This window comes from uncultured Ruminococcus sp. (assembly GCF_934476685.1).
Taxonomy (GTDB): Bacteria; Bacillota; Clostridia; order Oscillospirales; family Ruminococcaceae; genus Hominimerdicola.
Genome location: NZ_CAKSNX010000004.1, coordinates 1 through 12,650 on the forward strand (window position 1 = coordinate 1; position 12,650 = coordinate 12,650).

General features: G+C 40.5%; 13 protein-coding genes. 12 read left to right on the forward strand and 1 reads right to left on the reverse strand.

Annotation, left to right across the window (positions count from 1 at the left end; translation table 11 throughout):
• Window positions 1-98 precede the first annotated feature (98 nt).
• The 9 genes from Q0E19_RS05585 (at window position 99) to Q0E19_RS05625 (ending at window position 8,414) form a co-directional block, all read left to right on the forward strand.
• Entirely contained in the window at window positions 99-1,265 is a 1,167-nt protein-coding gene (locus tag Q0E19_RS05585) for a recombinase family protein (RefSeq protein WP_294408085.1), read from the forward strand.
• A gap of 89 nt (window positions 1,266-1,354) precedes the next feature.
• A complete protein-coding gene (locus Q0E19_RS11915; RefSeq protein WP_365904750.1) occupies window positions 1,355-1,546 on the forward strand; it encodes a zinc ribbon domain-containing protein in 192 nt (63 codons plus the stop codon).
• A gap of 39 nt (window positions 1,547-1,585) precedes the next feature.
• Window positions 1,586-2,026 carry a hypothetical protein gene (locus tag Q0E19_RS05595; protein ID WP_294408088.1) on the forward strand — a complete coding sequence of 147 codons (441 nt, stop codon included), beginning with the start codon at window positions 1,586-1,588 and terminating at the stop codon, window positions 2,024-2,026.
• 183 nt (window positions 2,027-2,209) lie between these two features.
• Window positions 2,210-2,500, forward strand: a complete 291-nt coding sequence (locus Q0E19_RS05600) for a helix-turn-helix transcriptional regulator (RefSeq protein WP_294408089.1) — start codon at window positions 2,210-2,212, stop codon at window positions 2,498-2,500.
• Window positions 2,501-2,515: 15 nt separating this feature from the next.
• Window positions 2,516-3,886 (forward strand): FxLYD domain-containing protein, encoded by a 1,371-nt coding sequence (locus Q0E19_RS05605; RefSeq protein ID WP_294408090.1) that lies wholly within the window; start codon window positions 2,516-2,518, stop codon window positions 3,884-3,886.
• A gap of 14 nt (window positions 3,887-3,900) precedes the next feature.
• Window positions 3,901-4,440, forward strand: coding sequence for a zinc ribbon domain-containing protein (locus Q0E19_RS05610; protein WP_294408091.1), 540 nt, complete (start codon window positions 3,901-3,903; stop codon window positions 4,438-4,440).
• Window positions 4,440-5,084 carry a zinc ribbon domain-containing protein gene (locus Q0E19_RS05615; RefSeq protein WP_294408092.1) on the forward strand — a complete coding sequence of 215 codons (645 nt, stop codon included), beginning with the start codon at window positions 4,440-4,442 and terminating at the stop codon, window positions 5,082-5,084. Before Q0E19_RS05610 ends, Q0E19_RS05615 begins: the two co-directional genes overlap by 1 nt.
• 270 nt (window positions 5,085-5,354) lie before the next feature.
• On the forward strand, window positions 5,355-6,188 hold the full coding sequence (locus Q0E19_RS05620) for a hypothetical protein (RefSeq protein ID WP_294408093.1): 834 nt from the start codon (window positions 5,355-5,357) through the stop codon (window positions 6,186-6,188).
• A gap of 183 nt (window positions 6,189-6,371) precedes the next feature.
• The gene (locus Q0E19_RS05625; RefSeq protein WP_294408095.1) at window positions 6,372-8,414 is read left to right on the forward strand and encodes a type ISP restriction/modification enzyme; all 2,043 of its coding nucleotides are present in this window, start codon (window positions 6,372-6,374) and stop codon (window positions 8,412-8,414) included.
• A gap of 153 nt (window positions 8,415-8,567) precedes the next feature.
• On the opposite strand, the gene Q0E19_RS05630 is transcribed toward Q0E19_RS05625, so the two are convergent.
• Window positions 8,568-9,716 (reverse strand): cellulase family glycosylhydrolase, encoded by a 1,149-nt coding sequence (locus tag Q0E19_RS05630; RefSeq protein WP_294408096.1) that lies wholly within the window; start codon window positions 9,714-9,716, stop codon window positions 8,568-8,570.
• A gap of 114 nt (window positions 9,717-9,830) precedes the next feature.
• Here Q0E19_RS05630 and Q0E19_RS05635 point away from each other — a divergent pair, with 114 nt between their 5' ends.
• The 3 genes from Q0E19_RS05635 (at window position 9,831) to Q0E19_RS05645 (ending at window position 12,622) form a co-directional block, all read left to right on the forward strand.
• Window positions 9,831-10,613 carry an AraC family transcriptional regulator gene (locus Q0E19_RS05635; RefSeq protein ID WP_294408097.1) on the forward strand — a complete coding sequence of 261 codons (783 nt, stop codon included), beginning with the start codon at window positions 9,831-9,833 and terminating at the stop codon, window positions 10,611-10,613.
• A gap of 234 nt (window positions 10,614-10,847) precedes the next feature.
• Window positions 10,848-12,230, forward strand: coding sequence for a carboxyl transferase domain-containing protein (locus Q0E19_RS05640; protein ID WP_294408098.1), 1,383 nt, complete (start codon window positions 10,848-10,850; stop codon window positions 12,228-12,230).
• A 29-nt stretch (window positions 12,231-12,259) separates the two neighbouring features.
• Window positions 12,260-12,622: a biotin/lipoyl-containing protein gene (locus tag Q0E19_RS05645; protein ID WP_294408099.1), complete on the forward strand. Its 363-nt coding sequence runs from the start codon at window positions 12,260-12,262 to the stop codon at window positions 12,620-12,622.
• Window positions 12,623-12,650: the final 28 nt, after the last annotated feature.

Here is a 12,650-nt window from a genome sequence, read left to right on the forward strand (position 1 = left end):
GGTTATCTCTCTCCTGTTCAATTCAAAGCTTCCCATTCGGCTAAATAATTTCTGTACTATTTGGGGGTGACAATACAATTTCAAAGAAGATCCGTTCCATGGTACGCCAAAAAGGCAACAGCGGTCAGCATATCACATCAAAACTGCCTTATGGGTATTACAACACTCATGAGAACAAACAGGATTGGCAGGTGGATGAGGAAGCTGCAGAAGTTGTCCGAGAAATATTTGAACTGTATGTACATCATGCAATGGGAACAAAGCAGATCGCATTGCAGTTGCAGGCTGAAAAACGTATTGGAGTGGAATACCACAAGAAAATACGAAAAGGGATTGCGGTTACTGCTGAGAACATTTATTTGTGGAACAGCGGAACGATTGCTGCTATTCTCAAGCGTCAGGAATACATCGGTGATACGGTCAATTTTCGCACACAGATTGCTTCTTACAAGAATAAGACTGTGATCTACAACGAAAGTGACAAGATCAAGATTTTTCCCGACACACACCCTGCAATTATCAGTCGTGAACTGTTTCAGATGGCACAGGACAGACGTGAAAAAACAATACGTCATCCATCAAGACCGCATAAGTATCTTTTTGGTGATTACCTGTATTGTATGGACTGTCATGCAAGAATGCACGGCAGAAGATGTGGGACAAAAAGCGAAAACGCTCTTTATTGCTATGAGTGTACAACTTACAGGAAAAGCAAAGGGTGTTACTTCCACGGTGTTCCTGAGAAATATCTTGAAGCTGAGGTCTTACAAGCGATTCAGAGCGTGATCTATAAGGCAAATGCCAATCCTGATGAATTCTACAAGACCATTCAGAAACGTGTTGAGAAGAAGTCTGACGACTGTAAAGCGGTTATTTTGGCGGAGCTTGAAAAATCCCAGCTTCGTATTACGGAAATTGATAAGTACATTCAAGGCTTGTTTGAGGCAAAGGTCAGAGGTGAAATAGATGGCTCACTGTTTGCAAGCTTGAAAAGGACTTACGATGAAGAAAAAGAACAGCTTAACGCATTGGTTGCAGAACTCATAGGAAAACTTCATGAGAAAAATGAGTCTGTCAACAAGGTCAAGCTGTTTATGCAGGCAATCAAAAAGTATGATGCCGTTACAGAACTCACTCCGCAGGTATTGGCTGACTTTATTGAACATATTGAAGTCGGCAAATGTCAAAACACAAGTAAAAAGCTGCCTTTTTCCAAAAGAAATAACGCAGTTTCGGTGTTTTTCTGGGGTGTCGGCATCTTTTAATTGGGAAATGGTGAGTTCCCTAAGCGTATTACGACCAGTATTATGTGGATGGCAACCACGAGGCAATCATCAGCCCTGCGGTGTTCGACATGGTGCAGGCGGAGCTTGCCAAGCGCACGAAGGGCGGTTCACGGTACAGCGGAGTGAGCATCTTCTCCAACAAGATAAAATGCGCCGACTGCGGCGGCTGGTACGGCTCGAAGGTCTGGCATTCCACGGACAGGTACCGCAGGGTCATCTACCGCTGCAACCGGAAGTATAGCGGAGATGATAAATGTTAGACTCCCCACGTCACGGAGGAAGAGGTCAAGGCGGCTTTCGTGTCGGCGTACAACCAACTGGTCACGGAGAAAAAGGAGATCATCGCCAAGGCGGAGATCATCCGCAGGACGCTGTGCATCACCGATGCCCTGCAGGAAGAGAAAGGCAAGCTGGAGGAAGAGATGGCGGTGCTTGTGGAAATGACGCAGAACATCGTGGCGGAGAACGCCCGCGTTGCGCAAGACCAGGACGAGTACCAAAAACGCTACAACGGGCTGGTCAGGCGGTATGATGAAGCCAAGGCTCGGTACGATGAAGTGCTTGCAGCCATCTCCGCAAAGGAAGCGCAGAGCGAACGGCTGGTGAACTTCATCAAGACACTGAAAGCGCAGGACGGCACCATCAGCGACTTTGACGGCAGCCTTTGGGGCGGTATGGTCGAGTTCGTCACGGTGGGCAGGAACAAGGAAATCACGGTCACCTTCCGGGACGGCACGTAGATACAGGCATAACTGAATACGAGCATTCAAGGCACTCGGCTACGGTCGGGTGTTTTTTGTTGAAAAAAAGAAATATTGAAATATGCATAATGTGTAAATAATACACATAATGTATTGGCAGAACCCTTTTTGTGTGATACAATCCTATTATTATAGATGGAATTTTGGGGAGGTGAAAGATACGTGAATGAAGAAAAAAGGAATGAGTTGATTGTAAATATGACCGATAACCTTCCTACTCTTAGAAAGAAAATGGGAATTACCCAAGAGGGTTTGGCAGAGAAAATCGGTGTAAGCCGCAGTACAATCGCAACGATAGAAAGAAAAAAGAAAACAATGACCTGGAATATGTTTCTATCGCTTGTATTGATTTTTACTAAAAATAGTGAAACGGATAAACTGCTCTCTGTTATGGGAATTTATACAGATGAGCTGAATGAATTTATAAAGAATGATGGACCGGCAACTATATAGGATAGGAGAATGTATATGAAACAGGAGAAGATTATTATTGATGTGAATGCTCACATCACAAACATTGCATGTACGATAGGGGCTGATGGAGATGCTTCAAAGGCTTTGATATCGTTTGATAATCTTGGCTATGGGGTAATTACTGCCGTAAAGTTCAATGCAAGGGGCTTTAACTCTTTTGGTGATGTTGTTCAGATTGGAGAAAAGGATAGGTTCTTTCTTATAATCCAAGACATCAGCATTGAGAAAAATTCAACAGCTAAAGATCTAAAGGCAAAATTACCGAATGGTGATATTCGCCGTCTTGAACTGGAGGAATGTCAGATTTGCTATGCCGATGGCTCTGTGACAAGTTATGTCGGTAAAGATGACAGAGAGTTTGATGTTGATGTATTTGATGAATACGGTACTGATAAAGAATCTGTTGCGGCTATAAGAGACATCGTATCTGCTGATGCTAAATACGTACCGCAGGATTTTGAGGATGGATGGTTATGTAGTTGCGGGAGGTGGAACACGGCTGAACGCAGCGATTGTTCAAGGTGCGAGGTAAAGAAGCATACAATATTTCAAATTACGGATGCTGATTTCATCACCGATTTGATTGCCAAGCACCATAAGAATGAAGAAGACCGACAAGAGAAGGCACGTCAGGAAGCAAAAGAAAAAGAAAAAGCCACAAAAAGCAGAAATATTAAAATCGGAATCGGTGTAATTGTTGGGATTCTTTTGGCGATTCTTGTCGGACATGCGGCTATTATGTCGAGTAGATCAACATATCAATCTGAATCTGCTATGAAAGCTGCGTTGCAGGGAACCTATACACTGTATGATGGCTACAAGGCAAAATACCAAATCCATATTGATGGAGACACCGTTTATAAAAGATGGTGTAACCTTGGGAGCGACGATGATTTAGATTACAAAGTGACTTCTTGGAATTATAAGAATGGTACTGTGGATACATCTTACAAATCCATTATTGTCACCAGTTCCGGCGATATCAAGTACGATGGAGATATCTACGAAAAAGGTGGTTCGTGGTCATCCACCGCTGCAGGATCCTCTTATTCTTCAAGTTATTCTTCGAGTTACAATTATGAAAGCGGTTATTCTGTTTTGAAAATTACCGTGGACAGTGTTACAAGTAACTCCGGATATACGATTTGCACAGGCAGTGTAAAAAATAATGGAACGAAAACATATAAATATATTGAGGTGAAGGGAGCATTTAAGGATTCCAGCGGCAATGTGGTGGATACTGATTGGACATATGCAGCTGGCTCAGAAGGATTGGCTCCGGGAGAATCTACGACTTTTAGATTGTCTGTTACCAAAAAATCAAAGATAACTTCTTGCTCAGTGAGCTTGTTGGATTATGATTGATGGAGGTGGATTGTATGTTTTGCTTAAAATGCGGAGAAGCAATACCGGATGGAAGTTCTGTTTGCCCTCACTGTGGTGCTAATTTGATTGAAGAAGAAAAAGAGCAGGCGATTGTTTATGCATCGCAGAAAGAATCAGAAGAAGTAAGCGAACAGACGAAGACGCATAAAAAGATTCCCAAGGGTGTATTAGTGGGTATTGCGGCAATTGTGTGCGTTATTGTCATCGTCTTTATTGTAAATGGCATCAATCAGGCGAATCTAAAGAAGGCGTTAGTTAAGGAGTGGTATGATGTTGACGGCTCTATAATCAAGGTGCTTGATATAGATGAGGATGAAATGGAATATCGCCTTGAAACAGGTTATCGATGGATGGACACTTCACTCGGTACTTATGACTGGAAACCGGTTAGCGGAAATAAGATAAAAATAAAACGGTTTGGGGACAAGTATGAAACCTTTACTGTAGAGTTTAATGACGATAAGGATGTGTTGAAGATTTCGCCTGCAATCACAAGCACAGATTCAAGCGAAACCTGGTATCACTTAGACTAATGGGAAGAGATGAAGATAATATGTTCTGTTTGAAATGTGGAGAGGCGATACCAGACGGAAGTGAAAAATGTCCTTTGTGTGGTGCTGAATTGAAATCAGAAAACAGCGAACAGGCTGTGGTTTATGCCTCTCAAAAAGAACCACCGGAGTCTTCTGTTGTCAATGAAGCAGAGAACAATTTAAAGAAGTCGTTTATTGGAGTTATGATTGCAGCCGTTTGCTCGTTCATATTCTTGTCTATAAATTACATGAGTGTAAGCATAAAACTCCTGTATTATGGTTCCTCAGATACAAACTATACAGGATACTATCTGACAAAGTGCTTGGGTGGAACTGCAAGATTATCAGGTTTGATGGTCATACTTCTCATTATTGTCAATATAGCGACCATTATTACAGCGATCATCGGTATTAAAGGCTCGATGATGAATAAGGACAATTTGAGAAAAATAATACTCATAGAGGACATTCTTTACATAATATCAACTGTGGTTCCTTTGTTTCATATGATGAATCTTTTGAAAGAGTTTGATTCGTCTCTTTCATCAACAGGAATTGGCATTGGCTGTTATTTGAATATTGTGGTTGCTGTGTTTATGATTATTATGTACATTTCAATTTTTTCTAAAAAATTGCATGCTTGAGTGCGATATGCCGAGGCTGACCACCTCGGCATATTAATAATTTCGGTTGGAAAGCTTACTATCTATGGCTATAACATACGAGCAATATATGAAAACAAGACCACATATAGTGCTGTTAGGAGCTGGCGCAAGCTGTGCCGCTATACCAAACGGGGATCGAAATGGCAAAAAATATCGGCGATGAATTGGTTCATTCAAAAGCTCAATTTGACAGATGTCCTATCCGGTCTCTCTTTGAACACAACTTCTGACAACTTAGAAGATATCTACATGGAAATTGCTGAAAAAGCGGTTCATGAAAATGATTATGACAAAGTAAAGGATGAACTGGAAAAACGGATTTACCAATATATGTCTGATTATGTTATTCCCGATTCACCAACAGTATACGATTTCCTTCTTTTAAGTCTGACTTCCAAGGATTTAGCCGCTACTTTTAACTGGGATCCGCTTTTGGTGCAGTCCTATACAAGAGTCATGGGATATACGAATAATTTACCTGAATTAGCGTTTTTACATGGTAATGTGGCTGTTGGATACTGTAAAGATGATAACGTTATGGGAAATATTGCAAAACCGTGCAAGTGTGGAAAACCGTTGACTGGAGTAAAACTTTTATATCCCATAAAGAAAAAGAACTACCAAAGCGAAGTTGCAATATCGAAATCATGGAAAACATTGCAGAATGCTCTTTCAGTTGCATATATGGTGACTATCTTCGGCTATAGTGCGCCTAAAAGCGATGTTGAAGCCGTGGCTATGCTAAAAACAGCATGGGGGTCTATTGATGACAGAAAGTTGGAAGAAATTGAGATTATAGATTTACGCCCGGAAGATGAAGTGCTTGATTCCTGGAGCGAATTTATACATACGCACCACTACTCCTACCATAAAGATTTCTTTGACACAACTCTTGGAAGATGTCCACGAAGAAGCTGTGAGGCTACATTCGACAGGTTAATGAATTGCCGCTTTTTGGATGGCAGCAAAGGATTTAAGAGTAATATGGATTTCGCAACGATAGAAGCGTTTGTAACTCCGCTGATTGACGAGGAAAGAGAAAAGAAACTGAGTAAAGAAATGCTCTCAAATCCATATATCTAACAGTATTTATTCGCTTTGATTGTGTGAGGAGTGCAATATGTACGCACAAACAGCCCGAAAACCGAATCCCTTACTCCGTAACGGTGCAACGGCATCGTTACGAGGGGTGTGCAAAAATGCACACGGGGGTGTTCATCGTTAAGGGGTAGAAATAGGCTGCCGTTATGTTGTATCAAATTAGACATGGCAACAGATCCCGCAACAGGTACGGGAACATTCCTGCGGCAGACCATTCTGCAAATATATGATAATTTCAGAGCCAAGCACAAGGGCGAGAGCGAGGAGCAGATCAAGAAGGCATGGAACGAGTATGTCCCGAAACACCTGCTGCCCCATCTGAATGGCTTTGAGCTGATGATGGCTCCCTATGCCGTTGCGCACATGAAACTGGCTATGGTGCTGAAAGATACAGGCTATGATTTCGGCGGCGATCACCGTCTGAATGTGTTCCTGACAAATTCGCTGGAAGAAGCCAATGGAATGGTAGAAGTGTTTGATGATGGAAGTGTAATGATTTCCATGTTTGATGATCCGCTTGCATTTGAATCGGCAGAAGCGAATCAAGCCAAAAAGAATAATGGCATCAATGTAATCATTGGTAATCCGCCATATTCTGGAATCTCATCAAATAACAATGCTTTTATTGCTAAACTAATAGAAGATTATAAATATATTGATGGTAAACATTTCAATGAACGTAAGCATTGGTTAAATGATGATTATGTCAAATTTATTAGGTATACTCAATCACTAATCGAAAGAACAGGAAGCGGAATTCTTGCTTATATTTGTCCTCATGGATTTTTAGATAATCCAACATTCAGGGCTATGCGTTGGAATTTGTTGCAAACCTTTGATAAAATATACGTATTAAATCTTCACGGCAACATCAACAGGGGAGAAAAATGCCCTGACGGTAGCAAGGATGAAAATGTATTTGATATTGAGCAAGGCGTGTCTATAAATATTTTTATTAAAAATCAAAAAAACACGTCTAAATCAAAAATAAATCATACTGATTTGTATGGTATCAGAGAGTTAAAATATAAATATTTACAATCAAAAGTCATATCTGATATTGCATGGAAAAAGGTTGATGCGAATAGTCCATACTACCTATTTGCTCCAAATTCAATCAGCGAAACCAACGATTATTGGGAATGGATAAACATTGATGAACTATTCATAAAGAATACTACGGGAATTGTCACTATGGGTGATGAGTTCATTGTTGCTGATACAGCAAAGTGTATCGAAGCAAGAATCAAGGATTTTATTGAAACTGAATATACGACAACAGCGTTTAAAGAAAAATATCATCTTGGAAAGAATTATCCCGATTTCGCCTTAAGTAACAAAAAACATATTGAATATAGTAATGATAAAATAATCAGACTTTGTTATAGACCGTTTGACAACAAATATACATATTATGATAGAATGCTAATTTGGAGAGCAAGAGATGACGTATCCCCATTATTTTCAATAGGTGACAATATAGGACTAATAACTGCAAGAAGTAATAAAGCTAAAGATTGTAGCCATTTTTTTATAGCAGATTGTATGTCTGAAGCCAAATGCGGAGAACGAACCACTCAATCAGCTATTTTTCCACTTTACTCATTTACTCACGATTTTACTACGAACAGATTAACAAGGACACCAAACTTAAATTCAAAGATAGTATCCTCTGTATCTAAATCATTAGGGTTGCCATACAAACCTAACTCTGATGGAAACGAATTTGATAGTTTTGCACCGATTAACCTACTTGACTATATTTATTCTATTGTCTACTCTGCCAAATATCGTGAGAAATACAAGGAATTCCTGAAAATAGACTTTCCCCGTGTGCCGTACCCTACAGATCAGGAAACATTTTGGAAACTGGTCGAGATTGGCGGCAAGCTGAGAGAATGCCACCTGATGCATACCGAGTTCGATACCGCAGCTTACAGCTTTGTCGGTGACGGTACAAACGAGGTCGTCAAGCTCGAATACAAGAACGGCAGGGGGTACATCAGCAAGACGCAGTATTTCGACACTGTACCGCAGGCACAGTGGGAGCAGTACATAGGCGGTTATCAGCCGTTGCAGAAGTGGCTCAAAGACCGCAAGAAGACTATGCTCTCCACTGAGGACATTGAGCATTACAAGAAAATCATCGCAGCTCTCAGGCTCACCGAGGAGCTTATGGCAGAGATAGATAAGGTTGTGGAATTCTGATATGATGTAAAAAGGACAGATGCTTCTCTTGTGGAAGTATCTGTCCTTCTTTGTTATAGCCTGCTGTAAAGGTCTTGCTTATAGTAGTTGTGATAAAACTTCTATATGGGTGCAATCCTTTTGGATTTCGCTTTTTTATATAAACTTATTTTGTTATTTTCCATTCGGATAAACAAGATTTGTATGATTCTTTTCAAAAGCCTGCGTTGCTTCCTGAGTAAGTCCGTATTCATACCAGCTGTGGTCTTCTTGTGACTGCATCCATACCATTACGCCCTGCCAGCCATTTTCGTAGGCTATCTCATATTTCTCTGTAAGACTGTAACCACATTCAGCAGAGTCGTCATTTGAAGTTTCGCCAACAAGACATGGTTTTGTATTGTCCAGACCAAACTCTTCAGGAGTTGTGTTAAATGGAAAACCAAAATATTGCTTCTGCCACATATAGTAATGTGTACTGTAAAAATCTACATATGCATTTTCGTTGGCTGTTAATTCTTTGAGGTAATTATCTGATATCTTATTTCCGTCATAATTGTCGGAATTATATTTTATTATACCCATTCCGACCGTAACAAGAGTGTCTGAATTTTCGTGAATAGTTGCGGCGCATTTACCGAAAAAGTATGAAAGATCGTCCCATGGAAGCTGTCCGCATTCTTCATTTTCATAAACCCAGTCAGGCTCATTCATAATATCTATGGAAAACAGATATTCATTTTTACTGTATCTGCTGCAAAATTCTTTTACATATTTTTCAGCAAAATCATCTACGGCAGCTTTGCTTTGCAGCATAGTGCGCCATCTTTCAGGGCTTCCTGTATCACCTTTGCAGTGGTCAAAAGAAGTGAGGGTAGCCATAACATATACCTTGTGTTTTTCAGCTATCTCAAATAGTTTGTCAAGGTCAGACCAATGTCCCTTGTTTATATTTTTGATTTCTCCGGTCGATTTTAATCTGACAATGTTTTCGCCAGTGCAGTTGACCCATATTCTGGTGCAGTTTATGCCGTCCTCTGCAAGTTGAGAAAAGGTTTTATCCCATGCGTCATAATCCATACTGCCAGTAAAGTCATTCCAGTTATACCATGGTGTGTTTACGCCATTGATCCAAAGCTGTTTTCCGTTGACCATAAATTTAGTACCATCAACAGTCACTCTTGCAGATACTGTATTTTCAGGCTTGTCTGCTGAACCTGATGAGCTGCTGTCAGATGATTTGCCGCAGCTTACTATACTTAATCCCATTGATAAGCATATGAGAAGAGCAGCCGCTTTTCTGATAATGTGTTTAAATTTCATATATGTACCTCAGTCAATTTTATAAATCTATGAAATATTATAAGTGCTTGACATTAAGATGTAAATGATATATAATCAGATTAATTTAACATATTATCAGATAGGAGCAGTATAATGTTTGAGATCTTTAAAATGGGCTGTGATTCATTTCAAGGGCAGGAATTTAAGGTCGATCGTCCGAACGGTTTCGGAGCAGGGTGCTACCTTTTGCTTTATATAAAAACTGAAGCATATGTTATTACTGATGACGGAGAATATCATAATACAGAACCGGGAACTTTTATCCTGTACAATAAAATGTCGCATCAGCGCTACGGAATAAGCAGCGATGGATATATCAATGACTGGATGCAGTTTGATGCAGGAAAAGCTATAATGGACAGCCTTAACTTTCCTTACGATATTCCTATTTATATAGGCAGAAATCTGCCCATTGCAGAACTGTTTCGTATGATAGGGGAGAATTATTTCGGCAGCGGTGATTTGGGTATGCAAACCTGCTCGTTACTTTTGAACGCTATGCTTAATATGGTGGCTGATTATCAGCATCAAGGTTTAACATATAATCATTATTACTCAGAACTTCTGAATTTGCGAAGAGAGATATATGACCACCCTGAATATAAATGGCAGATCAATGAGATCGCAGAGAAAATGCATTTGAGTTCGGGATATTTTCAGCAGATCTATAAGGATACATTCGGCAGCAGTTGTGGTACTGACATTATAAATAGCCGCATTGAAACGGCAAAATATCTCTTGAAATGCTCATCGCTTGCTATATATGAGATAGCTGTAAGCTGCGGTTACAGCAGTGATGTTCATTTTTCACGTCAGTTTAAACAAATAACCGGCTATCCGCCGTCAAAATACAGACAGATCAACGTAAACTCTTAAGTGATTTTTAGCAGATATCAGGTGAATTATGCTATTTATTGTGCAAAATGCTTAATAAAAGCCTGTATAAAAAGGCAGTTATAATACTAAACGTAAAATATCAGAAAAAGGCGAAATTTACTCTTGTAAATCCTGAAGAAAAATAGTATAATATTATATGTGTAATTATGATAAAATCTCAGCAACTAATCATGCATTTTATCAATAAAAATTATTTGAAATGGAGGAAACTGTATGTCTGAAAATATCAACACTCTGGCAGAACTTTCAGCTGCATCACTGGCTTCAAGTCCTGCGAGAACAAGACTGACATATCTGTTTGACGACGGAAAATTCACTGAGCTTGACGCTTATGTCAAGGACGGCTCGGAGCTTACCGGAGTTATTACTGCGTTTGGTTATGTGGAGGGCAATCCTGCATATGCTTTTTCGCAGAATATTGACGTAAAGAACGGCGCTGTTACTGAAGCGGCAACTAATAAAATTGCTAAGGTATATGACCTTGCAGCTAAGACAGGTGTTCCTGTTGTAGGTATTTACGATTCATTCGGAGCTGACGTAAGCGACGGAGCAAAGGCTCTTAAGGCATACGGTGAGCTTCTTATGTGGTCTTCAAACCTTTCTGGTGTTGTACCTCAGATCGCAGTTGTAGCAGGTGTATGTGCAGGCTGTGCAGCAATGCTGGCTGAGTCTGCTGATTTTACAGTTATGACTAAGGACGCTCAGCTTTATGTTGCTCCTAACTCAGACATAAAGGATTCTGCTGAAAATGCAGCTAAGAATGGTACAGCTTCTCTCGTTTGTGCTGATGATAAGGAGGCTGTTGAGGCAGCAAAGAATATTCTTCTCAAACTTCCTCAGAATAACCTTTCACCTGTACCTATGTATGAGTTTGCTGATCCGACAGGTATCCCTGCTGGCGACGCTGAGTCAGTTGCTGCTGCAATATGCGACGGCGACAGTGTGCTTGAACTGAATGCTGATTACGGTAAGGCTGCTTATACTGCTCTCGCTTCTATCGGCGGTGCAACTGTTGGTATTACAGCTACAAATAAAACAAATGACGCTCTTACTTCAGATGATTGCTCAAAGATCGCAAGATTTGTAAGAATCTGCGACAGCTATGCTATTCCTGTTATCACTCTTGTAGATACAGAAGGATTTGCTGCAAATGACGCTACTGAAGTTCAGGGTGCTGTTAAGAATATGGCTAAGCTTGCTCATGCTTATGCTGAGGCAACTACAATAAAGATCTCAGTAGTAATCGGCAAGGCTTATGGTCCTGCTTACATAGCTCTCGCAGGAAAGGGTGCTAACGCAGACATTTCATATGCAGTGCCTTCAGCGGTTATCTCACCTCTCAATCCTGTTACTGCTGTTGAGTTTATGGAACATGATGAACTCAAGGGTGCATCTGATCTTACAGCTGAGAGAAAGGCTCTTGCAGATAAGTATGCTGATACAAAGGCAAGCGCTTCATATGCTGCAGTTTCAGGCTGTGTAGACGGAATTGTTGAACCTGCTCAGATAAGAGAGACTCTTATCAATTCTATCGAGATCATGGCAGGCAAGAGAATCTCAAGACTTCCTAAGAAGCACAGCAATATTCAGCTTTAATTAAAATCTAAGAATAGGTGGTATTAATTATGAAAAGATATAATATTACAGTAAACGGTAAGGCTTATGACGTTGCAGTAGAAGAACTCGGCGCAGATGCATCAGCAGCTCCTGTTGCAGCAGCACCGGTAGCCGCAGCTCCAGCTCCGGCAGCTGCACCAGCAGCACCTGTTGCTGACGGCACAAAAGTTACAGCTCCAATGCCTGGAACTATCCTTGACATCAAGGTAGCAGTAGGCGATACAGTTAAGTCTGGTCAGGCTATTTGTGTACTTGAAGCTATGAAGATGGAGAATGATGTAAATGCTCCTTGCGACGGTAAGATCCTCAGCATCAATACTACAAAGGGCTCTGCTGTTGAGACCGGTGCAGTTCTCGCTGTTATCGGCTAATACAACTCCTGAATAATTTCGTAAGAAA